The organism is Alcaligenes sp. SDU_A2 (genome assembly GCF_038237375.1).
Lineage (GTDB): Bacteria > Pseudomonadota > Gammaproteobacteria > Burkholderiales > Burkholderiaceae_B > Alcaligenes.
Genome location: NZ_CP151273.1, coordinates 2,624,962 through 2,649,296, shown reverse-complemented (window position 1 = coordinate 2,649,296; position 24,335 = coordinate 2,624,962). Strand labels below are relative to the sequence as shown.

Genomic DNA, 24,335 nt, shown 5'->3' with positions numbered 1-24,335 from the left:
AATCACTTATTACGGATTAATTGCGGTTGTCGCTCTGCGGCGACCGGACTGACTGATATGAATACAGTGTCGGAAAAACCCTTGATCATGCCGGATGTGCAAAGCAGCGTGGATACGCGCCATGTTGCCATCCAGCGCGTGGGCGTGCGCGGGGTTCGCCATCCGATGATGCTGGACCTGGGGCAGGGGCCTGTGCCCACCGTTGCTCAGTGGGAGCTGACGGTGGCCTTGCCGCCCGAGGAAAAAGGCACGCATATGTCGCGCTTTGTGGCGCTGCTCGAACAATACCGTCGCCAGCCCTTGACGCCGGTCGGCTTCGTGCAGATGGCCCAGGAAATGCTGCCGCTGCTCAATGCCGGGCGCGGTGACATCAGCGCCTCTTTTCCGGTATTCCTGGAGAAAATCGCGCCGGTTTCGGGCGTGGCCAGTCTGATGGATTACACGCTGAGCTGGACCGCCCGCGTGGCCCAGGGCGAGCAGCCCGAGTTCGAGCTGTCCGTGCTGGTGCCGGTCACCAGTCTGTGCCCGTGCTCCAAGGCCATCTCCGAATACGGTGCGCATAATCAGCGTTCGCACGTTACCGTGCAGGCCGTGTTTAGCGATCCCGCTGCCATCGATCTGCCTGCCTTGATCCGGCGTGTGGAAAGCCAGGCTTCGTGCGAACTGTGGGGGCTGCTCAAGCGCAGCGACGAAAAATACGTCACTGAACAGGCCTACGACAACCCTAAATTTGTCGAAGACCTGGTGCGCGATGTGGCCGTCACCGTGCGTTCCTTGCCTGGAGTGTTGCGTTATCGCATCGAGGCCGAGAATTTCGAGTCCATCCACAATCATTCCGCCTACGCCAGCGTAGAAGGCTGATGCATTGCATCTTGTCAGCCGTGCTGGCCTGGTGCTAGAATTTATGGTTTCTTGCTCGACCCGAAATTAGCGGGCGGGCTGTCGCGTCTGGTGTGCTTTTGCGTAGTTGGCGGGGTGCAGACAGGCGATATCCACAAGGAGTTGTTTCATGCGTCACTACGAAGTAGTGTTCATTGTGCATCCCGATCAAAGCGAGCAAGTGCCCGCCATGGTCGAGCGCTATTCGGCGATCGTCACTTCCGCCGGCGGCACCATCCACCGCCTGGAAGACTGGGGCCGCCGTCAACTGGCATACCCCATCCAGAAACTGGTTAAGGCTCACTACGTGTGCCTGAACATCGAATGCGGTCAGTCCATCCTGGACGAACTGGAGCATTCCTTCCGCTACAACGACGCCATTCTGCGTTACCTCATCGCCGGCGCGAAGAAAGCCCCTGAAGGCGCTTCGGTCATGATGAAGTCCGTCGAGCGCGAAGAAGCGCGCAAGGCAACGGCAGAAGCCAGCGCACCAGCGGCTGAAGCTGAAGAATAATAGTTCCGACTGCGTGAACCAGATCAGTCTCGACGGGCAACTTATCGACATCAAGCCGCTGCGCTATACGCCGGCCGGTGTCCCAGCCCTGGAATTGGCTCTGGAACACGAATCCTCCGTGATGGAAGCCGGCCATCCCCGGCAAATCGCTCTGGCGATGCAGGTGGTGGCTTTGGGTGAGCATGCTTTGGCCTTGGTGGACACTCCTTTGGGAGCCCGTCTGCAAGTTCAGGGATTTATCGCCCCGGCCCGCAAAGGGTCTACGCGTCTGGTGCTGCATGTGCAGCAATTTCAGCGTCACTTTGCAGGGCAGGCCACCGCCACGGTCTGACAGTCTGGCTCGATCGTCGCGACGTGTTCACTTACACATCGCTTCACACTGAATTCTCCCGGACTTTGTCCGGTTACTAACGAGGCTCAAAATGGCTTTCCGTAGAGGCAAAGACAAAAAACGCAAATTTGCACAACAGAACCCACTGTTCAAGCGCCGCAAATTCTGCCGCTTCACCGTCGCTGGCGTTGAAGAAATCGATTACAAAGATCTGGACACCCTGCGTGACTTCATCCAGGAAAATGGCAAGATCATCCCCGCACGTCTGACTGGCACGAAAGCGCACTACCAGCGTCAGCTGGACACCGCTATCAAGCGCGCGCGTTTCCTGGCTCTGTTGCCGTACACCGACAACCACAAATAATCCAGAGGAACATTAGTCATGCAAGTCATTTTGCTCGAAAAAGTCGCCAACCTGGGTAATCTGGGTGACGTGGTTCGCGTGCGTGATGGTTATGCCCGCAATTTCCTGCTGCCCCGCAAGATCGCCCGCCGTGCTACGGCTGCCGCTCTGCAGGAATTTGAAGCACGCCGTGCCGAACTGGAAAAACTGCAAGCCGAAAAACTGGCTGCCGCCCAGGCCCTGAACGAAAAGCTGAGCGGTCAATCCTTTACGCTGGTTCAGAAAGCCGGCGTGGACGGTCGTCTGTTCGGTTCGGTCACCACGATGGATATCGCCGCTGCCCTGCAGGGTGCAGGCTACGCCGAAATCGTCAAGACCCAGGTTCGCCTGCCCGACGGCCATCTGAAAGCCGTTGGCGAGTACCCTGTGCAAGTCGTGTTGCACGCTGATGTCGTGGCCGACATCGCTGTGGTGGTGCAGGGCGACGTCGCCTAAGCCTGCCGCTTCGCCCGTGGTACATTCCTTTATGGAATGTGCCGGCCAAGCCTCAAAAAAGCCGGTGCAAGCCGGCTTTTTTGTTTTCTGCTTTTTCTTTTAAGTTAAGGCGGAAACTTTCCACAACGCTGCAGGCAGGCATATAAGCCATACAGCATGGGATTTTTTGATTTTTGAAGGTGTGTGCGTGGAAAGCAAGACTGCTCAAACCGATTCGACCCTGGATTATTTGCGGGTTCCGCCCCATTCCATCGAGGCGGAACAGTCCGTTCTGGGTGGCTTGTTGCTGGATAATGCCGCTTTTGATCGGGTGGCCGACATTGTCACCGACGAGGATTTCTACCGTCACGATCACAAACTGATCTGGCAGCATATTACCCGCCTGATCGGGCTGGCCCGCCCGGCTGACGTGGTCACTGTATTCGAGTCCTTGTCGGTCGCCGGCAAGAACGAAGAGGTCGGCGGTCTGGCCTACCTGAATGCGCTGGCGCATAACACGCCATCGGCCGCCAATATCCGTCGCTATGCCGAGATCGTGCGCGAACGCTCCATGCTGCGCAAGCTGGTTACTGTGGCTGACGATATTTCTTCGGCTGCATTCAACCCGCAAGGCAAGGAAGCGCGCCAGATTCTGGACGAGGCCGAGACACGTGTGTTCCAGATCGCGCAGGAAGGTGCTCGCGGATCGCAAGGTTTTCTGGAGATCCAGCCTTTGCTCAGTCAGGTCGTCGAGCGTATCGACGAGCTCTATCACCGCGAAGGCGATTCCGAAGTCACCGGCGTGCCTACCGGCTTTGCCGATTTGGATAAAATGACATCCGGCTTGCAGGCGGGGGATCTGGTCATTGTGGCAGGGCGTCCGTCCATGGGTAAAACCTCGTTTTCCATGAACATCGGCGAACACGTTGCGATCGAGCAGGGCCTGCCCGTGGCAGTGTTTTCCATGGAAATGGGCGCGGTGCAGTTGGCCATGCGTATGGTCGGCTCGGTAGGCATGCTAGATCAGCATCGCATGCGTACCGGCAAGCTTACGGCCGACGACTGGCCGCGACTGACCCATGCTGTGCAGCAGGTGCAAGAAGCGCAGATCTACATCGACGAGACGCCGGGCTTGTCTTCGATGGAAGTGCGTGCCCGCGCCCGACGTCTGGCTCGTCAATGCGGGCAGCTTGGGCTGATCATTATCGACTACCTGCAACTGATGTCCTCCAGCGGCGGCGAGAACCGCGCTACGGAAATTTCGGAAATCAGCCGTTCGCTCAAGGGATTGGCCAAAGAGTTGAATTGTCCGCTGATTGCGCTGTCGCAGTTGAACCGAAGCCTGGAACAGCGCCCCAACAAACGGCCCGTCATGAGTGACTTGCGTGAGTCAGGCGCTATCGAGCAGGATGCCGACTTGATTCTGTTTATTTACCGCGACGAAGTCTATAACCCTGACTCGCCCGACAAGGGCACGGCGGAAATCATCATCGGCAAGCAGCGTAACGGTCCCATCGGGTCGGTGCGCCTGACCTTTGCCGGAGCCAGCACGCGTTTCTTGAACTTTACGCCGAACTAAGCCGGGATTCGGTTCGTTCGTGAAAAAAGCCAGCCGGCATTCTATGCTGACTGGCTTTTTTGTTCTTCGCTGATCTTCGGAATGGACTTGTCGTCGGAAGGAAGAGTTACGACTGAAGCCGCCGTTCGCAGGTGTGCGGGTCTCGTTCGGGCTGACGGCTTGCCGGTGCTGCGCACCGGTACCCTGGTCGCAGGAGCGATACGGGCGCGCCGTTAACTCGCCCGGTTGTTCGCCCCCCAGGCGAACAACACGCGTCGGGCTCGAACAAAACGGCGCTTGCCTCCCGTATCGTTCCTGCGCCTGCGGCAAACCGTCTTACCCGCCCATACGAGACCCGCACACCTGCGAACGGCTCAATGCGTTTCTTCGTTGGAGTGATCTATTGAGTCAGTGGGATGAGGCGTGGGTGGTAGCGATGTATTCAAGACCACTGATGCGTCGTCTAGTCGGTGCAAGCCGTTCAAGTCTAGGGCTGGGGCGAGGGGGCGGGTCAGACGGCTTGCCGCCGGCAAGTACGTGGGCCGGGAGGCAAGCGGCCTGCTGTTCGACTGGGGTGCTTGTGTCTCGTCCAGTGGACGAGACACCCCAGGAGTTCAGGCTGCGCCCGGCCCGCGTGCTTGACAAGGGCACCGGTGCGCAGCACCGGCAAGCCGTCAGCCCAGGAGGCTCAGCCCTAGACTTGAGCGGCGATTTCTGGCATTCGTATTCTGCTCATGAATGACCAGTGGTTCCCGAGAAGATGCGAAGAACCTTGTTCTGGCGTCGCCTCGCTCCGAGCGCCCCTCAGTCCTGGCCGTTTCGGCCCAGCCGTCCCGCCAGCCACGCGCAGACCAGTAACTGCCACTGGTGAAACAGCATGATGGGCAGGATGATGGCTCCGACGGCACTGCTGGCGAACAGGACATTGGCAATCGGAATGCCGCTGCTCAGGCTTTTGTTAGAGCCGCACATCAGCAGGCTGATACGGTCTGGCCGGGAAAAACCCAGCCAGCCGCCCAGCAACCAGGCCAGTCCTTGCGCCAACGTCAACAAAACAGCGTTGCCCAGCACAATGACCAGCAGGGCGCTGATCGGGGTGGACGACCACAGGCCGCCCACGACCGCTCCCGAGAAAGCGGTGTAGACCACCAGCAAGATGGAGCCTTGATCCACCACTTTCAGCAACTGATTGTGCTTGCCCACCCAGCCGCCTATCCAAGGCCGCAGCAGGTGGCCGAACACAAAGGGAAAGAACAGTTGCAGCATGATCTTGCCGACGGCCTCCAGAGAGACGCCCGCCTGGGCGGAGGTCGCTCCCGCCAACACAATACTGATCAGCAAGGGAGTGATGAATACACCCAGTAAGGTCGAGGCCGATGCGCTGCAGATAGAGGCCGGTACGTTGCCGCGTGCTATCGCCGTCAGGGCCACGGCCGATTGCACTGTACTGGGCAGACAGGCCAGAAACAGCACGCCCAGGTAGAGGTTCTCCGTCAACCAGGGGCGCAGCACGGCCGCCATGCCTGTGCCCAGCAGCGGGAACAGCAGAAACGTGACCGACAGAATGGCCAGGTGCAGACGCCAATGAGCCAGACCGCCCAGTATGGCCTCGCGCGACAGACGCGCGCCATGCAGAAAGAACAGCAGTGCGATGCCGATCTGGGTGGCGTGGTGGAACAGAGGAACACCCCAGCCCTGAGCGGGCAGCAGGCTGGCCAGCACGACGGTCGCGAACAGCTTGAGCAAGAAGGGGTCGGTGGGCAGGCGCTTTATCATGGGGTGTGCGCGCTCATGGTCAGGGCCAGGTGGTACGCGCTGGCCAGCGATGCGGCATCGGCACGCCCTTGGCCGGCTATGTCGTAGGCGGTGCCGTGATCTACGCTGGTGCGGATGAAAGGCAGGCCCACGGTGACGTTCACGCCCTGGTCCAGCCCTAGATACTTGACGGGAATCAGGCCCTGGTCGTGGTACTGCGCCACCACAATGTCGAATTCGCCTTGGCGGGCCCGCATAAAGATGGTGTCGCCCGGCCAGGGGCCGCTGACATTCAGTCCTTCCTGGCGTGCTTGCGCAATGGCCGGGGCAATGTGCTCGATTTCTTCATGGCCGAACTTGCCGCCTTCGCCCGCATGGGGATTGAGCCCGGCCACCGCCACCCGTGGCTGGGCAATACCGGCTTGCAGGCAGGCGCGGTGGGCTAGATAAATAGTTTGCAACACGCGTTCGTGGCTAATCAGGGCGGGCACCTGAGCAAGGGCTTCATGGATGGTGACCAGGATCACGCGCAACTCGTCATTGGCCAGCATCATGGCGAAATGTTCGGTTCCGCTGCGTGCGGCCAGGATCTCGGTGTGGCCGGGCGCGGCGATGCCACCGGCCTGCATGGCCTGTTTGTTCAGTGGCGCGGTCACGATGGCGCGGATGCGTCCGGCCAGCGCGTCGTCGATGGCATGGCATAGATATTCGTAGGCACCGCGTCCGGCCAGGGCATTGACCTGGCCATAAGGCAGATCTTCAGGCAGTGCCTGCCAGCGGTTCAGCACGGCAATGATGCCGGGCGGGGCGAGCAGCGGAGTATCTACCTCCTGTACCTGCCAGCGCGACTGCGCGCCGACCAAGGCTATGGCACGGCGCAGGGCGTGTGCATCGCCGTAGACCACGGCGGGATGGGGCAGGCCTTGTTCGTAAAGGCGGACGATGATTTCGGGGCCTATGCCGGCGGCATCGCCCATCGTCAGTCCGACAGGGTGTTCTGTGCGTGTGTGCATGTGCGCTATGTCAATAAAAAAACCGGGTCCAGGACCCGGTTCGTTATGCGGTGGCACCGGTCAGAGTGCGTCGCTGGCGTAATCGGCCAGACGGGAACGCTCGCCGCGCTGCAAGGTGATATGGCCGGCGTGCGGCCATCCCTTGAAACGGTCCACTACATAGGTCAGACCGGAGCTGCCTTCGGTCAGATAGGGGGTGTCGATCTGGGCGATATTGCCCAGACAGATGATTTTAGTCCCCGGACCGGCGCGCGTCACCAGCGTTTTCATCTGCTTGGGTGTCAGGTTCTGCGCTTCGTCGATGATCAGGAACTTGTTCATGAAGGTGCGCCCGCGCATGAAACTGAGTGACTTGACCTTGATCTTGGAGCGTATCAGTTCCATGGTCGAGTTGCGCTGAGGCTCCTGTCCGCTGCCCAGATTGGTCGAGGACTTGCCCGTGCCCAGGTGCAAAACTTCCAGATTGTCCTCCAGCGCGCCCATCCAGGGCTGCATTTTTTCTTCCTCGGTGCCGGGCAGAAAGCCGATATCGTCACCCACCGGCACCGTGGCGCGGGTAATGATGATTTCGTTGTAGCGCTTGGTTTCCAGCGTCTGGGTCAAGGCACTGGCCAGAGCCAACAGCGTTTTGCCTGTGCCAGCGTGGCCTAGCAGCGAGACAAAGTCGAAATCCGGATTCATGAGCAGGTTCAGGGCGAAATTCTGCTCGCGGTTGCGGGCCGTGATCCCCCAGACATTGTTCTTGCCGTGGCTGTAGTCGCGCAGGGTTGCCAGCACAGCGGTGTTGCCGGCGGTTTCGCGTACCTGGGCATACAGCGGTTCTTCGCCTTCGGTAAAGACAAACTGGTTAACCATGAACTGGCTGCACAGCGGGCCGCTGATGCGATAGTAGGTGGTGCCGCCTTGTTGCCAGGACTCCATGTTTTTGCCGTGCTTGGTCCAGAAATTGGCCGGCAGGGGCATGACGCCGTCGTAGAGCAGATCCGAGTCGTCCAGGACATGGTCGTGGCGGTAGTCTTCGGCCTGCAGGCCCAGCGCCTTGGCCTTCAGGCGCATATTGATGTCTTTGGACACCAGCACGACTTCGCGTTTGGGCATGGACTCTTTAAGCGCATGCACCACGGCCAGGATGGCGTTGTCGGCCTTGCCGACCGGCAGCTCGATAGGCAGGCGGGTGTCCAGGGCGACGGTCTGGAATATGACCGAACCCAGGGCTTCGGTATTGCCGATGCCGTCCAGATGGATGGGCTTGTCCAGGCCGTGATCGCCCACCAGGCCTTCCAGAGAGCGGCTGACCTGGCGCGCGTTGCGGGCCACTTCGGACAGGCCTTTCTTCTGGTGGTCCAGCTCTTCGAGCACCATCATGGGCAAGAAGATGTCGTGTTCTTCGAACTTGAACAAGGAATTGGAGTCGTGCAGCAGCACATTGGTGTCCAGCACGAACAGCTTGCGCAGTTGCGGCGACAGGCGGGCGCGCTTGGGCGCTGCACCTGGGGCGCGACGGGGCTGGGGGCGGCCGGCGCAGTGGCGGCGGGCGCGGGCGTTGCAGTGGGTGTGGCGGCGGCGCGAGGGGCTGCTGCAGGAGCCGGTTCGGCCTTGCGTGGAGCGCTTGTCGGTTTGTTGCGGGCCGGCTTGGCCTTGGCTTGCGGCACCGTGGCGGCCGGCTCGGGTGCCGGTGCCGGCGGTTCGGCAACGACGACGGTCACGTCGTCTTCGCTAAGCAGGGTTCCCAGCTTGGTGGGCAACTTGGGTAGCGGCATGTAGGACGTACTCCTGGTTGTGCGCCGGCGTGCGGGCCGGCGCGATAAGGGTTCAGGCCAGTTCTTGGGCCGCCTGCAACACGGCGTCCACGTGGCCGGGCACTTTCACGCCACGCCATTCTTGGATCAGCACGCCTTGGGCGTCGATCAGGAAGGTGCTGCGCTCTATGCCTCGTACCTGTTTACCGTACATGTTTTTCATCTTGATGACGCCGAACAGTTGGCACAGGGTTTCGTCGGTGTCGGCGGCGAGGGAAAAATTCAACTCTTGCTTATCGGTAAAGCGTTGGTGCGAGGCCAGCGAATCACGCGAAACACCAACGATCTGCGTACCGGCCGCCTGGAACTGGGGCAGGGCATCGCGAAAGTTCTGCGATTCGGTGGTGCAGCCCGGCGTGTTGTCCTTGGGGTAGAAATACAGCACGGTTTTTTGGCCATGTAGGCTGGCCGTGGAAAATGGGCCGTGGGTAGCTGGCACGGAAAACTCGGGAATAGGTGATCCGGTCTGTACGGTGCTCATGCGGGTTCCTGTATCAGTAGGGCGACGACGACTTTGCGTCCTTCGGCCATGAGAATATTGTAGGTTCTGGCGGCGGCCTGGGTATCCATGATTTCCACACCTATGCCCAATTGCAGCAATTCCTGTGTAATGGCAGGGTTCAGGAAATGTTGGCGTTGGCCGGTGCCGATCAACAGCAGTTCCGGCGCGTCGGCCGGGCGGGCTGGCGGCGCATCATCCAGAAATGCCATAGGGTCTTGCTTGATCTTGTCCAGGCCGACAAAGGCGCGAAGGTGCTCGACCGTCAACTGGGCGGCGTGCTGTACGGCCAGTTCCTGGACCGGGCCGTCGGGGGCAAAGAAGATGGATTGATCGTGACGTTGGAAATTGATGGCCACGTAGTCATCGCCGTAGGCGGTGATGGCATTTAAGGCCGGATTGTGTTCGCGTTGCAGTTGCACGATGAAGATCTCCCGTTACAGCCTTGATCATAGCGCAAAGCGGCACGGTCCACGGGCGCGGCGGCGCTGTGCGCAATGATTCTCACATGCGCGATCATGGATTAAACTCTTTGATTTAATCCCGCCTTTTCAATCGCGCCTGCCGCCATTGTCTTTCCAAGGAATATCATGATCCGCTTTCCGCGCATCGAGCGCCTGCCCCCTTATGTGTTCAACATTACCGGCGAGCTGAAGATGGCCGCGCGCCGTCGTGGTGAGGACATTATCGACATGTCGATGGGTAATCCGGATGGCGCGACGCCCGCGCACATCGTGGAAAAGCTGGTCGAGGCCTCGACACGCCCCGATACGCATGGCTATTCCGTCTCCAAAGGTATCCCGCGTCTGCGCCGCGCCATCACGAATTGGTACGAGCGCCGCTATAACGTGCAACTGGATCCGGATAGCGAAGCCATCGTCACCATCGGCTCCAAAGAAGGCTTGGCCCATCTGATGCTGGCCACGCTGGACAAAGGTGATACCGTGCTGGTGCCCAATCCCAGCTATCCCATCCATATTTATGGCGCGGTCATCGCCGGTGCCAATATCCGTTCCGTGCCTATGGTGCCGGGTGTGGATTTTTTCGATGAAATCGAAAAAGCGGTGCGCGAGTCCATTCCCAAGCCCAAGATGATGATTCTGGGTTTTCCCAGCAATCCCACGGCGCAGTGCGTGGATCTGTCCTTTTTCGAGCGCATCGTCGCGCTGGCTCGCGAACACGGCATTCTGGTCGTGCATGACCTGGCGTATGCAGACATTACTTTCGACGGTTATGTGGCCCCGTCCATCATGCAGGTGGAAGGCGCGCGCGATGTGGCCGTGGAATTTTTCACCATGAGCAAGAGCTACAATATGGCCGGCTGGCGCATTGGCTTCATGGTGGGTAACGAAACCCTGGTCAACGCCCTGGCGCGGATCAAGAGCTATCACGATTACGGCACCTTCACGCCCATTCAGGTCGCTGCTATTGCGGCTCTGGAAGGCCCGCAGGATTGCGTGTCCGAGGTCGTCGAGCAATATCGCCGGCGGCGCGATGTGCTGGCCAAGGGCCTGCACGAAGCCGGCTGGATGGTCGATATCCCCAAGGCCTCCATGTACATCTGGGCCAAGATTCCCGAGTTCTACAAGGACATGGGTTCGCTGGAGTTCGCCAAGCGCCTGCTCAGCGACGCCAAGGTTGCCGTATCCCCCGGCATCGGCTTTGGCGAGTATGGCGATAACTACGTGCGCTTTGCGCTGATCGAAAACGAGCAACGCACCCGTCAGGCGGTGCGCGGCATCAAAGAAATGTTCCGTAAGGACGGTTTTGTTAAATGAGTCCTATCAAAGTAGGTTTGCTGGGTCTGGGTGTGGTCGGCAGCGGCACCTGGAACGTACTAAAACGCAACGCTGATGAAATCGCCCGTCGCGCGGGCCGCCGCATTGAAATCGTGGCGGTTGCCGTGCGCGATCTGGACAAGGCGCGTGCGCTGGTCGGGGACGACATGACCCTGACGACCGATGGCATGGACATTGTCCGCAATCCAGAGATCGACATCGTGGTCGAGCTGGTGGGCGGCTCCACCCTGGCCCGTGAATGGGTCATGGAAGCCATTGCGCAGGGCAAGCACGTGGTCACGGCCAACAAGGCGCTGCTGGCTAAACACGGCAACGAGATTTTCGCGGCCGCCCATCAGCGTGGCGTCATGGTGGCCTTCGAGGCAGCGGTGGCCGGCGGTATTCCCATTATCAAGGCGATCCGCGAAGGCCTGTCGGCCAACCGTATTCAGTGGCTGGCCGGCATCATCAACGGCACCACCAACTACATTCTGTCCGAGATGCGCAACCGGGGCGTCAGCTTCGCCGAAGCCCTGGCCGATGCGCAGCGCCTGGGCTATGCCGAAGCCGATCCCACCTTCGACATCGAAGGCGTGGATGCCGCGCACAAGCTCAGCCTGTTGGCCTCGCTGGCCTTTGGCATTCCCGTGCAGTTCAGCAAAGCGCACGTGGAAGGCATTACCAGCCTGTCTCTGGAAGATCTGCAGCATGCGCAGCGCCTGGGCTATGGCGTGAAGTTGTTGGGCATTACCCGCGCCCGCCCCGAGGGCATCGAGCTGCGCGTGCATCCTACCCTGGTTCCGGCCCAGAGCATGCTGGCCAATGTGCAAGGTGCCATGAACGCCGTGCTGGTGCATGGCGATGCCGTGGGCCAGACCGTGTACTATGGTGCCGGCGCGGGCGATCTGCCCACGGCCTCTGCCGTGGTGGCCGATCTGGTCGATGTTACCCGCTTGCAAAATGCCGATCCCGGGCACCGCGTGCCGTATCTGGCTTTTCAGCACGATGCGATGGCCGATACGCCTATTCTGCCTATGGACGAGGTCGTGTCTGCATACTATCTGCGTCTGCGCGTGGATGACCGCCCTGGCGTGTTGGCCGATGTGGCCCGCATCCTGGCTCAGTCGGATATTTCCATCGGCTCCATGTTCCAGGAACCGGCCGGCGATCATGCCGATATCATCTTCCTGACCCACGAGGCCCGCGAAGGGGCCATCAATGGTGCCATCAGCCAGATTCAAGGTCAGTCTTTCGTGCGTTCAGCGGTTACCCGCCTGCGCGTGGAGAATCTGTAATGAACTACATATCCACGCGCGGCGGCATGACGCCGCAGCCGTTTTCGGACATCCTGCTGGAAGGCTTGGCTCCGGATGGCGGCCTGGCCATGCCCGAGCAATACCCGCAGGTCAGCGCCCAGACGCTGGAGTCCTGGCGCGCGCTCAGCTATCCCGAGCTGGCTGCCGAAGTGCTGTCCTTGTTCGTTACCGATATACCCAAGGGCGAACTGGCGGAATTGACCCAACGCGCTTATGCGCCCGGCGTATTCGACAGCGAACAGGTCGTGCCGGTCAAGCCGCTGGCCCCTGGTCTTGCATTGCTGGGCCTGTCGCAAGGCCCGACCTTGGCGTTCAAGGATATGGCCATGCAGTTTCTGGGCCAGGCTTTTGAGTATGTGCTGGCCAAACGCAACAGCACCCTGAATATCGTAGGAGCGACTTCCGGCGATACTGGCTCGGCGGCCGAATACGCGCTGCGCGGCAAACGCGGCGTCAGCGTGTTCATGCTCTCGCCCTTTGGCCGCATGAGCGCATTTCAGCGCGCCCAGATGTATTCCTTGCAGGACGACAATATCCATAACTTGTCGGTCAAGGGCGTATTTGACGACTGCCAGGACATCGTCAAAGCGTTGGCGGGCGATCTGGAGTTCAAGTCGCGCATGCACCTGGGGGCAGTCAACTCCATCAACTGGGCTCGTATCAGCGCCCAGGTGGTTTACTACTTCTGGGGTTGGCTGCGTGCCACCTCGGCGTCCGGCCAGAAAGTATCCTTTGCCGTGCCATCGGGTAACTTCGGCAATATCTTGTCGGGGCATATCGCCCGCCAGATGGGCCTGCCGGTTCATAAGCTGGTGCTGGCCACGAACGAGAACAATGTGCTGGAAGAGTTTTTTCGCACCGGCATCTACCGTCCACGCGGCTCGCAGCACACTTACGCCACCTCCAGTCCTTCTATGGACATTTCGCGTGCCTCCAACTTCGAGCGCTTCATTTTTGATTTGCTGGGACGCGACGGTGCCAAGGTCAAGGCGCTGTGGGAACAATTGGCGCGTGATGGTTATTTCGATCTTAGCGAACATCTGCCGCGCTTTGAAGCCGAATACGGTTTCGTGGCTGGTGCCAGTTCGCACCAGGATCGTCTGGAAACCATTGCCCAGGTGTACGAGCAGCACCAGACCCTGATCGATCCGCATACCGCCGACGGCGTCAAAGTGGCGCTGGCGCATCGCGATCAAGGCATTCCCATGCTGGTATTGGAAACCGCTTTGCCGGCCAAGTTCTCCGAAACCATCGAAGAAGCCATCGGTCAGCCCGCGCCTGTCCCGGCCCATCTGGCCGGTCTGGCCGAACTGCCCCAAAAGGTCGTGGTCATGGATGCCGATCTGGAACAGGTGCGTCGCTACATCGAAGAGCACGCGCCGGTCTGAACCGTATCGCGGGGATAACAATCCCCTTGGCTTGTGAACGACCCCCATCAGTTGGATACATCTCCAACTGATGGGTTTTTTTTGCTTCTTCGAGATGTTTCGGGGACTCCTTCGTATTGGGCGGGCCGTTTGGGCCAGGCAGAAAGCAACCCGGGTTCTCGCCAGGTCAGCCACAGCGGGCCGGCTTGGCTGGGGCCTTCGCCCGCGCTGTGCGCGGGTTCCCTGGTCAGGATACCGGGGCGGGCGGGGCGTGAACTCGCAGGGTGATTCGTCCGCTGGACGAATCACAAGCGTCCTGCTCGAACAACACGCCCCTTGCCTCCCGCCCCGGCATCCTGCCTGCGGCGCAGGCCCTGACTCGCCCGCTGGCCCACTGTGGCTGACCTGGCGAGAACGGCACCGCTGTGCTTGGCCCAAACGGCGAACCATCAGCGTATGCTGTCCAACATATCAGCCATCCGCTGAATGTTCTGTTTGGACTGAACGCATATGGCCGGGGCTATGTAATCGGTGTTGTGAGCTGTTCAAGGCGCACCCGAGCCGCGTGTTCGACCAGGGAACCGGCGCGTAGCCCCGGCAAGCAGTCAGCCCCAAGAAAACCTCTGGGTAGCCTGAACGGCGGCCGAATGCTGCATACCGCTTTTTAGCCTATTCCCAATCTCTGGCCCCGACTCTGATAGCCCAGCCCTAGTCCCCATCTCTGTCCTGGATTTAGCTCCATCTTTGCTTGGCTAAAGTCGTACACTCCAGGCAGCATAAGCTGCGCTCGATTCGGTGCTTTCGTACCTTTAAGCCCCAAAAGCATCAATACAATGAATGGGTTTTAACTTTATAAATCGATTCCCGGCATGGAAAATAAAGAGGCTTAGGTATGATCCAGGCCAGTCGTTCAGACCGGCTGTAGAGGCTCAGCCCTTGAACAGAAAAGGAAACCCCCAATGAGTACCGACCACCATGTCAAACTGCGCCCCCTGGAGCGCGAGGATCTGCGCTTTGTGCACCTGCTGGACAATAACGCCATTGTGATGCGTTACTGGTTTGAAGAGCCCTACGAAACCTATGGGGAATTGGTTGCGCTCTACGACGAACACATACATGACCAGCGTGAACGCCGCTTTATTGTGCAATGGGAAGGATTGGCGGTCGGGGTGGTGGAGTTGGTCGAGATTGATCATGTCCATCGACGGGCCGAGTTCCAGATCATTATTGCGCCCGAATACCAAGGCAAGGGGATTGCGTCGCGTGCCACGATGCAGGCCATCGAATATGGCTTTGGTGTGTTGAATCTGTACAAAATCGTTTTGATTGTGGACAAGGAAAACCACAAAGCCATTCATATTTACAAGAAATTTGGCTTCGAGGTCGAAGGAGAGCTCAAGCACGAGTTCTTCATCAATGGCCAATATCGGGATGTGGTGCGCATGCGCTTGTTTCAGCAGGACTTTTTTGCCAGGTACAAGCCGGCCCAGACGGTGATGGTGACGCCGCCGGCGCAGTAAACGCAGCCGTTGTTACGTGGTCGTTCCCAGGCTGTGGGCCGCCTGAAGGCCGCTGCGCACCGCTCCTTCCAGTACGCCGGGGTAGCCGGTGTTGGTCCAGTCTCCGGCCAGCCGCAGCGCAGGCCAGGCAGTCGTAACGCTGGGCCGCCGCAGGCCGGGCACGGCCGCGAAGGTGGCGCGTTTTTCGATGATCAGTTCCGTGTTGCGCACGGTCGGCATAGGGCCGAAACGCTGCGTCTGGCTGCGTATCTGCTCCACAATGGCTGCAATCGCTTGTTCCCGTGGCAGCGCCTGCAGGCGTATCGCATCACTGACGACGATGGCAAGCAGCGTTTCCCGGCCGTCTGGTTTCAGGGCACTATGATCGAACAGCCACTGGCCTGCGCTGCCGGTGACATCGTGCAGCATCAGCATAGGGTGGGGCAGGTTCCAAGGCTGATTCAGATCCAGATACAGCGTGGCGATAGGCACGTACTGCATGGCGTCCAGATCGGCTAATAGTTGTTCGCTGTGCGCGGTGCTTGGCAGGGTGGACAGCAGGCGTCTGGCCTGTGGGGGCGGGCAGGCCAGGATGGCGGCATCGAACGGCTGGCTGTCTACGTCTACGCCGTCCTTGGTCAGTTGCAGGCTCTGAACGCGGTGGCCCAGATGTACGTCCAGTTCGTGTAGCGCGGGTTCGCACCAAAGACGCCCCAGATCGGTCAAGGGAATCAAAGGCTGGCTGGCTTGACGGGGGCCGCCCAGGCTATCGCGCAGCACATGGGCGAACAGTTGGGCGCATGCCTGTTCGATCGGCGTGTTCATGGCAGCCACGCACAGCGGCTGCCAGAACAAGCGGATCAGGTCCGCGTCCTGGCCGTGTCGGTCTAACAATTGCAGCACGGTCAGCCCGTCGGGAGCGCGCCAGCGCTGTGTTTCAAGCCAGCGGCAGAAACGGGCCAGCTTCAGTTTTTGCCTCCAGCCTATGCCTTGGGCGCTCAGCAGGCCGGCCAGCAGATGCCAGGGGGCGGGCAGGGCGCGGTTGCGCAGGCGAAAGTCGCCCTGGGCAGCCACGATGTCCAGTTCCTGACGATGCAGGCGTGTGCTTTCGTCTAGCCCTAGTTCGCGCAGCAGGCCCAGGGTCTGGGTGTAGGCACCCAGCAGAATATGCTGCCCATTGTCCAGTTCGCGTTGCAGTTTAGGGCTGTAGATGCGGCGCGCCCGCCCGCCGATATGGCGGGCAGACTCAAAGACGGTAGGGGCATGGCCTTGGGACTTCAGCGCCCAGGCAGCGGCGCAGCCGGCCCAGCCCGCGCCGATGACGGCGACCTTCATCGGCCTAGTTTGCGTTGCAGGCCGCGTCCGCCCGACACCCAGGTTTTCCATGCCAGCCATAATTTGCGTATGGGCGTGAGCGAAATGCGCTGCTCCAGCACATGCCAACGGTCACGCGCGATTTCGTTCAGCAAGGCATGGTAGATGGCGGCCATCAGCAGGCCGGGGCGCTGGGCGCGCCGATCGGCTGCGGGCAGGGCGCGCATGGCGTCCCGGTACAGTTCCTGCGCACGCTCGGTCTGGAAAGCCATCAAGGCTTCAAAGCGTTCCGAATGCTGATGATTCAGAATCTCGCTGGTGCGCACCTCGAATCGGTCCAGCTCTTGCTGGGGCAGGTAGATGCGTCCGCGTCGGGCGTCGTCGCCCACATCGCGGATGATATTGGTCAACTGAAAAGCCAGGCCCAGTTTTTCGGCGTAGTCGCTGGTCTGTTCTTGCGTCTGACCAAAAATCCGCGCCGACAGCAGGCCGACCACCCCGGCGGCGTGCCAGCAGTAGCGTTTTAGGTCCTCCCAGCTTTCGTAACGGGCCTGATCCAGATCCATTTCCATGCCGTCGATGACGGCCAGCAGTTGCTCCTGGGGCAAGCCAAAGGCCTGCACATGCGGGGCCAGGGCCTGCATGACTGGGTGCTGGGTGCGGCCTTGATACAGTTCGGCTACCTGGTTGCGCCACCAAACCAGCTTCATGCGTGCCACGGATTCCTCGTGGACTTCGTCCACGACATCGTCCACTTCACGGCAAAAGGCATATAGGGCGGTGATGGCGCGGCGGCGCTCCGGCGGCAGGAACAGGAAGGCGTAGTAAAAGCTGGAGCCGCTCTGGGCTGCCTTGTTCTGACAGTACTCGTCTGGGCTCATGGATGTTCAGGACGCAGGGAGGTTAAGGAAATCATATCTATGCGGTTCAGCGAACAGCTCGGGTCAGCCCCAGGCCGCGGGCAGTCAGGCGCAGCCAATCCAGGCGCGTCAGGGTAGGGCGGTGGGAGAACATATCGAACTGAACGGCCTGCAGGCGCTCCAGAATGCGTAGCCCGCCCAGAATCATCAGTTTCAGCTCCAGGCCGATGCGTCCTGGCAGAAGGGCGGCCAGCGGCAGCCCTGATTGCAGTCGCTGGCGCGCATCGCTGGTCAGCAGCGCCATCAGTTCCTGCCAGCGTTCGTCGGCACCGGGATGGCGCTGCAACGAACAGCGGGCCTGGATGTAGTCATCATCCAGATCGTAACGCTGCAACAGCTCCTGTGGGATATAGACACGATTTTTGTGCCAGTCCAGGGCGACATCCTGCCAGAAGTTGACCAGTTGCAACCCGGTACAGACAGCGTCGGCCATCTCCAGCCGCTCGGGATCGTGGGCCTGGTACAAATGCAGCATCAGACGGCCAACGGGATCGGCCGAGCGCGAACAGTAGTCCAGCAACTGGGTCATGTCGGCATAACGCTGGGTAGTGACATCCTGTCTGAAGGCCGAGAGCAGATCCAGAAAGGGTTTGAGCGGCAGCTGGTAATTGCGGATGGTCGCGGCCAGCGGCACAAAGATGTGGCTGTGCGGCGCATCCACCAAGGCTGGCTGGTGGTATTGCAATTGTTCGATGCCGGCCTGGAATTGATCCAGCAGGGCCAGGCGTTCGTCGGCGCTCAGGTCGCCTTCGTCGGCAATATCGTCGGCGCTGCGGGCAAAGCGGTAGATGTCCACCACAGGGCGGCGCAGACGGCGCGGCAGCAGAACCGAGGCCACAGGGAAGTTTTCGTAGTGCTCGATAGACATAGCCCGCCAGTATACGGCAGAGCCGGGGGGCTGTTCAGGATCTTTGGGATGCAGCGGTCAGATCATGGATCGGTCCTAAACGGTGGGCAGGCCATCGCATCACTTTCGTTTCAACAGGGGCTGGTTTAGACTCTCAAATTCCTTTGGGGAGAGCCATGCCACGTCCTATATCGGCGACTATTCATGTATCGTCGCTGCGCCACAATCTTGATATCGTCATCCAGAGCCTGAATAGCGCGACCTCCATGACCGGTGTGCGGCGACCCAATATCTGGGCCGTCATGAAAGCCAATGCCTATGGTCACGACATCGAAAACGCCGTGCGCGCGTTCCAGGCGGCCGAAGGCTTTGCGATGCTGGACATCCAGGAGGCCATACGTTGCCGCGAAGCGGGTTGGACACGACCCATCTTGTTGCTGGAAGGTTTTTTCCAGCCCCAAGACCTGGATGTCCTGGCCCATTACGACCTGTCCACGGTCATCCACGGCCACGAGCAGCTCAAGATGCTGGAGCAGTGGGAGTCGGGGCGGGCGCTCAATGCAATGGTCAAGCTCAATACGGGCATGAATCGTCTGGGTTTCAATGTGGACGACTACCCGGCCGCATTCGAGCGCGCTCAGCGTTTGCAAAAGGCCGGCAAGCTGGGAGTGGTGGGCAAGATGACCCATTTTGCCCGCGCCGATGACAATATCGATGCCACCCTGGAGCAGATCCGTTGCTTTACCCGCATTACCGACGAGTTGCCCGGACCAGTCAGCATTTGTAATTCAGCCGCGACGCTCAGCCCCGATCTGGGAGCCTATATGCCTGCCGAGCCGGAGCAATGGGTGCGTCCCGGTATTTGTCTGTATGGCAGTTCGCCCTTTGCCGGCATCAGCGCCCAGGATTTCGGCTTGCAGGCCGGCATGACGCTGGCGGCCGAACTGATCAGTGTGCGCGGCGTCAAACAGGGCGAGGGTATTGGTTACGGCCATACCTATGTGGCTGAAAAAGCCATGCGGGTAGGGGTCGTGGCTTGCGGGTATGCAGACGGTTATCCGCGCCATGCGGGCACAGGCACGCCGGTTGTAGTCAACGGTGTGCGCACGCGCTTGCTGGGTCGTGTGTCCATGGACATGCTGGCCGTGGACCTGACGCCCGTGCCGGCTGCCGGCGTGGGCAGCCAGGTTGTGTTGTTTGGTCAGGGCGGCCCTTGCGTGGACGAGGTCGCCGCTGCGGCGGGCACGCTGGGCTACGAACTGATTTGCGCGGTTGCGCCGCGCGTGCCGCGCACCATCCAGGATTAACACCACCAAGGCAGGCCATGAAAAATAAATGTGTATTAATTACCGGCGCTACCAAAGGCATAGGTTGGGCGATCAGTCAGCGTCTGGCCGATGCGGGCGCGCATGTGGTGGGCTTGGCCCGCCACACGGAAAATATCGATTTCCCCGGCTATTTGTATTCCTGCGATCTGAGCAATGCGGGCGAAACCGAGGAAATGCTGCGCGTCATACGCGAAAAATACCCGGTGGATGCGGTGGTCAATAATGTAGGGGCGGTGTCTCCCGAGCCTATCGGCCAGGTCGATCTGGGTAATTTGTATCAGGTGTTTGACTTGAATGTGCGCGTGGCTGTGCAGGTCACGCAGGCGTTTGTGCCGTCCATGAAGGCGCGCAAGGAAGGGCGCATCGTCAACATCTGTAGCCGAGTGGTGCATGGCGGCAGCGAACGCACCAGTTATTCGGCGGCAAAAAGCGCCTTGCTGGGCTGTACCCGCACCTGGGCGCTGGAGCTGGCCCCCTATGGCATTACGGTCAATGCCGTCTCGCCCGGTCCTATCGAAACCGAGCTGTTCCGTGCGTCGCATCCCGTTGGCAGCGAAGCCGAGCAGCGCAGTCTGGCCTCTATTCCGCTGGGACGTTTCGGGCAGGCCGCCGAAGTAGCGGCGGCCGTTACCTTCCTGCTTAGCGACGAGGCGGCGTTCATCACCGGCCAGAATCTAGGTGTGGATGGCGGCGGCAGCCTGGCCGGCCGCTAAGGAGTCAGCATGGCTACAGGCGCGCGCGCCGGCCGCAAGGCCAAGATTGTTTTTGTCTGTAACGAATGCGGGGCAGACACGCCTAAATGGGCGGGCAAGTGCCCGGCCTGCGGAGCCTGGAATAGCCTTCAGGAAACGGTAGAGTCGCCAGCGGCCGCTTCCGCGCATCGGTTCGCTTCGCTGGCCGGCTCCAGTCCTGTGCAAAGTCTCTCGGATGTGCAGGCACGGGAATTGCCGCGTGTGCCCACCGGCATCGGCGAATTTGACCGGGTGCTGGGCGGCGGCCTGGTGGAAGGCGGCGTGATCCTGATCGGCGGCGACCCAGGCGTGGGCAAGTCCACCTTGCTGTTGCAGGCCATGTCGTCCTTGGCGCAGCAGACCAAGGTACTGTATGTCACCGGCGAGGAATCCGCCGAGCAGGTGGCGCTGCGCGCCCGGCGTCTGGGCGTGCCCACCGATGGCGTGGACTTGCTGGCCGAGATCCGTCTGGAATCGATCAGTCAGGCTTTGCAGACGCATCAGCCGCGCATCGTGGTCATCGACTCCATTCAGACTTTGTACTCGGACCAACTTAGCGCTGCGCCCGGTTCGGTGTCGCAGGTGCGCGAATGCGCTGCTCAATTGACCCGGCTGGCCAAGCAAAGTGGCACAGCCATGATTTTCATCGGCCACGTCACCAAAGACGGCACGCTGGCCGGTCCGCGCGTACTGGAACACATCGTGGATACGGTGCTGTATTTCGAGGGCGACACGCACTCGTCATTTCGCATGGTGCGTGCCTTCAAGAACCGATTCGGCGCAGTCAACGAATTGGGCGTGTTCGCCATGACGGAAAAAGGCCTGAAAGGCGTCAGCAACCCGTCGGCCTTGTTTTTGTCGCAGCATTCGCAAAGTGTGGCCGGTTCCTGCGTCATGGCGACCCAGGAAGGCACACGGCCGCTGCTGGTGGAAATCCAGGCCCTGGTGGATTCGGCCCATGTGCCCAATCCGCGCCGCTTGTCCGTAGGCCTGGAAAGTTCGCGTCTGGCCATGCTGCTGGCCGTGATGCATCGCCATGCGGGCGTGGTCACTTACGATCAGGACGTTTTCGTCAATGCCGTCGGCGGCGTCAAGATTACCGAACCGGCCGCCGATCTGGCCGTGCTGTTGGCGATTTTGTCGTCGTTGAACAACCGGCCCTTGCCGCGTGGTCTGGTGGTCTTCGGCGAAATCGGGCTGGCCGGAGAAATTCGTCCGGCGCCGCGTGGCCAGGAGCGCCTGCGCGAAGCGGCCAAGTTAGGGTTTAGTATTGCCTTGATTCCCAAGAGCAATGCGCCTCGTCAGGCCATCGAAGGCTTGGAAATCTGGGCGGTGGATCGGGTCGAGGACGCGGTCGAGCGGTTGCGAAACCTGTAACGCTCGCATGGGCATTGAATTGATTCTGGCCTGTTTGCTGGGCGGTGCGCTGATCGGCTTTGGCGGTGGCGTGCTGGGCATCGGCGGCGGGCTGCTGGCCATTCCGTTGCTGGGACTGATTCTGGGCATGGACCAGCAGACGGCACAGGGTACGGCGCTGGTCATGGTGGTGCCGGCCGTGCTGTTGACAGTGCGTCAGTACCATCGGCGCAATCATATCGATTTTCGCCGCGCCGCTTTGGGCGCATTGTCCTCTATTGTTTTTACCTGGTTGGGCGCGCGCCTGGCCCTGGGTATGGACGCCGTACTGTTGCGCCGCATTTATTCGGTGTTTGTGCTGGCCATCGCCCTGTATTATTTTTATCAAAGTCTGGGGCCTGCGCGTCGGCAGGCCAAGGAAAGCGTGCGTCCGGACCCCGGCTCTTTTGGGGCGCTCTGGTATGTGGCGGTAGGCATGATGGCGGGTTTGGCCGGCGGTGTGTTTGGTGTGGGCGGTTCGGTGCTGGTCGTGCCGTTTCTGACCAGCCGTATGGGCTACAGCCAGACTGGAGCGCAGGGGCTGGCCTTGTCCATGATCATTCCGGGCACCTTGGTCGCCTTGTTTACCTATGCCGCGCATGGCCAGGTCAACTGGCAGGTGGGTCTGCCTATGGCCATAGGCAGCCTGGCGCTGGTGCCGTACGGCGTACGCCTGGCCTACAGACTGCCTGAAGTCCGGTTGAAATTCATTTTTGCCTGCATGCTGGTGCTGATCATGTCCTTGCTGCTGGCGCGTGTCTAAGGAGCTGTCGTGAACGCTTTGTCCGAATCCGTCTTTTCCTTGCCCGGCGGAGGGGCCTTGCTGGCCCCCGAGATGCGCGATGGCTTGGATCTGACGCCGGCAACACTACAGCGCTGGTTTGAGCCGCAGGCGTATGGCGATCAGGCGGTCAAGGTCGGGCAGGGCGGGCGTCAGGCAGCCTGGTTTGTGCAAGGGCCGTTCGGTCAGGCGGTATTGCGTCATTATCGGCGTGGCGGCTTGGTGGCGCGTTTCAACGAATCGGCCTACTTGTGGCAAGGTCGGGAACGCACCCGCAGTTGGCGGGAATTCCAGGTGATGTCTTATTTACACCACAAAGGTTTGGCGGTGCCATCGGTGCTGGCCGCCGCCTGGTGGCGCAGTGGCCCAAGCTATCGGGCCGCCCTGATGACCCGCCGTCTGGCCGATGTTCGCCCTTTGTGCCAGGTGTTGGGAGCGGCGTGTCCCGAAGCGGTGGCGCGCGAGATTGTCCGCATGCATCAATTCCAGGTTTGGCATGCCGATCTTAACGCCTACAATATTTTGTTGGACGCGAGTGGTAAGGTCTGGCTGATTGATTTTGACCGCGCCCGCCAGGGTACATTGAGTCGTTCCCTGGCCTTGGGCAACCTGCAACGCCTGCGCCGTTCGCTGCGTAAAGTGTGCGGGCAGGCGGGCGATGACTGGTGGCAGAAACTGTTCTTCTTCTACAGCCAGCAAATGCAGTTTTAATACGACTATTGGCCGCAAAAAAGCTTTATCATCTCGCCTTTTGGGTTTTTCGCTTTCGATAGGAAGGGGACTCGCGATGTCTTTTGGGATGAACACGCCACAGGTACTCGCCGGCCTTCTGGCCGCTGCTGCCATTTTGCCTGCCGCGCAGGCTCAGGATCAGGTCGTCAACGTCTACAACTGGGCCGAATATACGGCACCGGACACTCTGTCCGGCTTTCAGAAAGCCACGGGCATTACCGTGCGCTACGACGTATACGACAGCAACGACACGTTGCAGGCCAAATTGCTGACTGGCAAATCAGGCTACGATGTGGTGGTTCCGTCCACGCATTACGCAGCCCGCCAGATCGAAGGCGGTTTGTTCCAGAAACTGGACAAAAGCTTGATCCCCAACTGGAAATACCTGGACCCCGACATCATGGCGCTGTTGTCCGATGTAGACCCGGGCAACGAATACCTGATTCCCTGGGGGTACGGTACCAACGGCCTGGGTTACAACGTCACCAAGGTCAAGGAAATAATGGGCGCGGATGTGGACCTGGGTAACTGGGACATGCTGTTCAAGCCCGAGAATGCAGAAAAGCTCAAGGGCTGCGGCATTTCCATCCTGGACGAGGCCGCTCAGGTGTTTCCTGCCGTGCTGCACTACATGGGCAAAGACCCCAACAGCAGCAACGAAGCCGACTATCGCGCCGCGCTGGACCTGCTCAAGCAGATTCGTCCCTATGTGCGCCAGTTCAGCTCGTCGGGTTATATCGACGAACTGGCTGCCGGCGACTTGTGCATGGTTTACGGCTTTTCCGGCGATGTCATGATTTCTTCCGCGCGTGCCCGCGAGGCCAAAAAGCCCTACGCTATCGACTATTACATTCCCAAGGGCGGCGCGCCCGTATGGTTTGACACGATGGCCATCCCCAAGAGCGCGGCCAACGTGGCGCAGGCGCATGCATTTATCAATTACATCGAGACGCCCGAAGTCCACGCGGCCATTACCAACACCATGTTCTACCCGAATGCCAACAAGGAAGCGCGCAAGTTCGTGGTCAAAGAAGTGGCCGACAACCCCATGATTTATCCATCGCCCGAGGTGTCCAAGACCTTGTTCGTCATTAAGCCGCAGCCCTTGAAGGTACAGCGTTTGCAAACGCGCCTGTGGGCCGAACTGAAGTCGGGGCGCTAG

23 protein-coding genes and 1 pseudogene are annotated in these 24,335 nt (G+C 60.2%); 16 read left to right on the top strand and 8 right to left on the bottom strand.

The window, feature by feature from the left end; translation table 11 throughout:
* Window positions 1–57 precede the first annotated feature (57 nt).
* The 6 genes from folE2 (at window position 58) to AADW57_RS12210 (ending at window position 4,120) form a co-directional block, all read left to right on the top strand.
* Window positions 58–861, top strand: coding sequence for a GTP cyclohydrolase FolE2 (folE2, locus tag AADW57_RS12235; protein WP_341667175.1), 804 nt, complete (start codon window positions 58–60; stop codon window positions 859–861).
* Window positions 862–1,009: 148 nt separating this feature from the next.
* On the top strand, window positions 1,010–1,393 hold the full coding sequence (rpsF, locus tag AADW57_RS12230) for a 30S ribosomal protein S6 (protein WP_341667174.1): 384 nt from the start codon (window positions 1,010–1,012) through the stop codon (window positions 1,391–1,393).
* A gap of 13 nt (window positions 1,394–1,406) precedes the next feature.
* Window positions 1,407–1,724 (top strand): primosomal replication protein N, encoded by a 318-nt coding sequence (gene priB, locus AADW57_RS12225; protein ID WP_341667173.1) that lies wholly within the window; start codon window positions 1,407–1,409, stop codon window positions 1,722–1,724.
* Between the two features lie 91 nt (window positions 1,725–1,815).
* Window positions 1,816–2,088 carry a 30S ribosomal protein S18 gene (gene rpsR / locus AADW57_RS12220; RefSeq protein WP_123051413.1) on the top strand — a complete coding sequence of 91 codons (273 nt, stop codon included), beginning with the start codon at window positions 1,816–1,818 and terminating at the stop codon, window positions 2,086–2,088.
* 18 nt (window positions 2,089–2,106) lie between these two features.
* Window positions 2,107–2,562, top strand: coding sequence for a 50S ribosomal protein L9 (gene rplI / locus AADW57_RS12215; protein WP_341667172.1), 456 nt, complete (start codon window positions 2,107–2,109; stop codon window positions 2,560–2,562).
* A gap of 187 nt (window positions 2,563–2,749) precedes the next feature.
* Window positions 2,750–4,120: a replicative DNA helicase gene (locus AADW57_RS12210; protein WP_341667171.1), complete on the top strand. Its 1,371-nt coding sequence runs from the start codon at window positions 2,750–2,752 to the stop codon at window positions 4,118–4,120.
* 783 nt (window positions 4,121–4,903) lie between these two features.
* Here the strand turns inward: AADW57_RS12210 and AADW57_RS12205 are convergent.
* The 5 genes and pseudogenes from AADW57_RS12205 to AADW57_RS12185 all read right to left on the bottom strand — a co-directional run bounded on the left by AADW57_RS12205 (window position 4,904) and on the right by AADW57_RS12185 (window position 9,587).
* Window positions 4,904–5,875 (bottom strand): bile acid:sodium symporter family protein, encoded by a 972-nt coding sequence (locus AADW57_RS12205; protein ID WP_341667170.1) that lies wholly within the window; start codon window positions 5,873–5,875, stop codon window positions 4,904–4,906.
* Window positions 5,872–6,867: a 4-hydroxythreonine-4-phosphate dehydrogenase PdxA gene (pdxA, locus tag AADW57_RS12200; RefSeq protein ID WP_341667169.1), complete on the bottom strand. Its 996-nt coding sequence runs from the start codon at window positions 6,865–6,867 to the stop codon at window positions 5,872–5,874. The genes AADW57_RS12205 and pdxA overlap by 4 nt, the downstream gene beginning before the upstream one ends.
* Before the next feature lie 60 nt (window positions 6,868–6,927).
* Window positions 6,928–8,627: pseudogene (locus tag AADW57_RS12195) on the bottom strand (PhoH family protein).
* A gap of 52 nt (window positions 8,628–8,679) precedes the next feature.
* The gene (locus tag AADW57_RS12190; RefSeq protein ID WP_341667168.1) at window positions 8,680–9,147 is read right to left on the bottom strand and encodes a peroxiredoxin; all 468 of its coding nucleotides are present in this window, start codon (window positions 9,145–9,147) and stop codon (window positions 8,680–8,682) included.
* Window positions 9,144–9,587 carry an Mth938-like domain-containing protein gene (locus AADW57_RS12185; protein WP_341667167.1) on the bottom strand — a complete coding sequence of 148 codons (444 nt, stop codon included), beginning with the start codon at window positions 9,585–9,587 and terminating at the stop codon, window positions 9,144–9,146. The genes AADW57_RS12190 and AADW57_RS12185 overlap by 4 nt, the downstream gene beginning before the upstream one ends.
* A gap of 168 nt (window positions 9,588–9,755) precedes the next feature.
* On the opposite strand from AADW57_RS12185, the gene alaC reads away from it, so the two are divergent.
* The 4 genes from alaC (at window position 9,756) to speG (ending at window position 15,146) form a co-directional block, all read left to right on the top strand.
* A complete protein-coding gene (gene alaC, locus AADW57_RS12180; protein ID WP_341667166.1) occupies window positions 9,756–10,943 on the top strand; it encodes an alanine transaminase in 1,188 nt (395 codons plus the stop codon).
* A complete protein-coding gene (locus AADW57_RS12175; protein WP_341667165.1) occupies window positions 10,940–12,238 on the top strand; it encodes a homoserine dehydrogenase in 1,299 nt (432 codons plus the stop codon). The genes alaC and AADW57_RS12175 overlap by 4 nt, the downstream gene beginning before the upstream one ends.
* Entirely contained in the window at window positions 12,238–13,647 is a 1,410-nt protein-coding gene (gene thrC / locus AADW57_RS12170) for a threonine synthase (RefSeq protein WP_341667164.1), read from the top strand. Before AADW57_RS12175 ends, thrC begins: the two co-directional genes overlap by 1 nt.
* A 938-nt stretch (window positions 13,648–14,585) precedes the next feature.
* Window positions 14,586–15,146 carry a spermidine N1-acetyltransferase gene (gene speG / locus AADW57_RS12165; protein ID WP_341667163.1) on the top strand — a complete coding sequence of 187 codons (561 nt, stop codon included), beginning with the start codon at window positions 14,586–14,588 and terminating at the stop codon, window positions 15,144–15,146.
* Window positions 15,147–15,158: 12 nt separating this feature from the next.
* On the opposite strand, the gene hpnE is transcribed toward speG, so the two are convergent.
* Genes hpnE through hpnC form a run of 3 tightly spaced genes read right to left on the bottom strand, consistent with a single transcriptional unit; the run spans window position 15,159 to window position 18,227 of the window.
* Window positions 15,159–16,460, bottom strand: a complete 1,302-nt coding sequence (hpnE, locus tag AADW57_RS12160) for a hydroxysqualene dehydroxylase HpnE (protein ID WP_341667162.1) — start codon at window positions 16,458–16,460, stop codon at window positions 15,159–15,161.
* On the bottom strand, window positions 16,457–17,320 hold the full coding sequence (gene hpnD, locus AADW57_RS12155) for a presqualene diphosphate synthase HpnD (RefSeq protein WP_341667161.1): 864 nt from the start codon (window positions 17,318–17,320) through the stop codon (window positions 16,457–16,459). The genes hpnE and hpnD overlap by 4 nt, the downstream gene beginning before the upstream one ends.
* A 46-nt stretch (window positions 17,321–17,366) precedes the next feature.
* Window positions 17,367–18,227, bottom strand: a complete 861-nt coding sequence (gene hpnC, locus AADW57_RS12150) for a squalene synthase HpnC (RefSeq protein WP_341667160.1) — start codon at window positions 18,225–18,227, stop codon at window positions 17,367–17,369.
* 155 nt (window positions 18,228–18,382) lie between these two features.
* Between hpnC and alr the strand changes: the two genes are divergently transcribed.
* From alr to AADW57_RS12120, 6 genes are all read left to right on the top strand, one after another.
* Window positions 18,383–19,513, top strand: a complete 1,131-nt coding sequence (alr, locus tag AADW57_RS12145; RefSeq protein WP_341667158.1) for an alanine racemase — start codon at window positions 18,383–18,385, stop codon at window positions 19,511–19,513.
* A 17-nt stretch (window positions 19,514–19,530) separates the two neighbouring features.
* The gene (locus AADW57_RS12140) at window positions 19,531–20,247 is read left to right on the top strand and encodes an SDR family oxidoreductase (RefSeq protein ID WP_341667157.1); all 717 of its coding nucleotides are present in this window, start codon (window positions 19,531–19,533) and stop codon (window positions 20,245–20,247) included.
* A 9-nt stretch (window positions 20,248–20,256) separates the two neighbouring features.
* On the top strand, window positions 20,257–21,642 hold the full coding sequence (gene radA / locus AADW57_RS12135) for a DNA repair protein RadA (protein ID WP_341667156.1): 1,386 nt from the start codon (window positions 20,257–20,259) through the stop codon (window positions 21,640–21,642).
* A 7-nt stretch (window positions 21,643–21,649) separates the two neighbouring features.
* The gene (locus AADW57_RS12130; protein ID WP_341667155.1) at window positions 21,650–22,423 is read left to right on the top strand and encodes a sulfite exporter TauE/SafE family protein; all 774 of its coding nucleotides are present in this window, start codon (window positions 21,650–21,652) and stop codon (window positions 22,421–22,423) included.
* A 9-nt stretch (window positions 22,424–22,432) separates the two neighbouring features.
* On the top strand, window positions 22,433–23,152 hold the full coding sequence (locus AADW57_RS12125) for a 3-deoxy-D-manno-octulosonic acid kinase (RefSeq protein ID WP_341667154.1): 720 nt from the start codon (window positions 22,433–22,435) through the stop codon (window positions 23,150–23,152).
* A 76-nt stretch (window positions 23,153–23,228) separates the two neighbouring features.
* Entirely contained in the window at window positions 23,229–24,335 is a 1,107-nt protein-coding gene (locus AADW57_RS12120; RefSeq protein WP_341667153.1) for a polyamine ABC transporter substrate-binding protein, read from the top strand.

Bases quoted from the DNA above. Each gene is read 5' to 3' on its own strand.
- thrC (WP_341667164.1), top strand. From the start codon at position 12,238: ATGAACTACATATCCACGCGCGGCGGCATGACGCCGCAGCCGTTTTCG.
- AADW57_RS12130 (WP_341667155.1), top strand. From the start codon at position 21,650: ATGGGCATTGAATTGATTCTGGCCTGTTTGCTGGGCGGTGCGCTGATC.
- AADW57_RS12190 (WP_341667168.1), bottom strand. From the start codon at position 9,147: ATGAGCACCGTACAGACCGGATCACCTATTCCCGAGTTTTCCGTGCCA.
- radA (WP_341667156.1), top strand. From the start codon at position 20,257: ATGGCTACAGGCGCGCGCGCCGGCCGCAAGGCCAAGATTGTTTTTGTC.
- hpnC (WP_341667160.1), bottom strand. From the start codon at position 18,227: ATGTCTATCGAGCACTACGAAAACTTCCCTGTGGCCTCGGTTCTGCTG.
- speG (WP_341667163.1), top strand. From the start codon at position 14,586: ATGAGTACCGACCACCATGTCAAACTGCGCCCCCTGGAGCGCGAGGAT.
- folE2 (WP_341667175.1), top strand. From the start codon at position 58: ATGAATACAGTGTCGGAAAAACCCTTGATCATGCCGGATGTGCAAAGC.
- AADW57_RS12175 (WP_341667165.1), top strand. From the start codon at position 10,940: ATGAGTCCTATCAAAGTAGGTTTGCTGGGTCTGGGTGTGGTCGGCAGC.
- AADW57_RS12140 (WP_341667157.1), top strand. From the start codon at position 19,531: ATGAAAAATAAATGTGTATTAATTACCGGCGCTACCAAAGGCATAGGT.
- rplI (WP_341667172.1), top strand. From the start codon at position 2,107: ATGCAAGTCATTTTGCTCGAAAAAGTCGCCAACCTGGGTAATCTGGGT.
- rpsR (WP_123051413.1), top strand. From the start codon at position 1,816: ATGGCTTTCCGTAGAGGCAAAGACAAAAAACGCAAATTTGCACAACAG.
- rpsF (WP_341667174.1), top strand. From the start codon at position 1,010: ATGCGTCACTACGAAGTAGTGTTCATTGTGCATCCCGATCAAAGCGAG.
- AADW57_RS12205 (WP_341667170.1), bottom strand. From the start codon at position 5,875: ATGATAAAGCGCCTGCCCACCGACCCCTTCTTGCTCAAGCTGTTCGCG.
- hpnD (WP_341667161.1), bottom strand. From the start codon at position 17,320: ATGAGCCCAGACGAGTACTGTCAGAACAAGGCAGCCCAGAGCGGCTCC.
- pdxA (WP_341667169.1), bottom strand. From the start codon at position 6,867: ATGCACACACGCACAGAACACCCTGTCGGACTGACGATGGGCGATGCC.
- hpnE (WP_341667162.1), bottom strand. From the start codon at position 16,460: ATGAAGGTCGCCGTCATCGGCGCGGGCTGGGCCGGCTGCGCCGCTGCC.
- alaC (WP_341667166.1), top strand. From the start codon at position 9,756: ATGATCCGCTTTCCGCGCATCGAGCGCCTGCCCCCTTATGTGTTCAAC.
- alr (WP_341667158.1), top strand. From the start codon at position 18,383: ATGCCACGTCCTATATCGGCGACTATTCATGTATCGTCGCTGCGCCAC.
- AADW57_RS12120 (WP_341667153.1), top strand. From the start codon at position 23,229: ATGTCTTTTGGGATGAACACGCCACAGGTACTCGCCGGCCTTCTGGCC.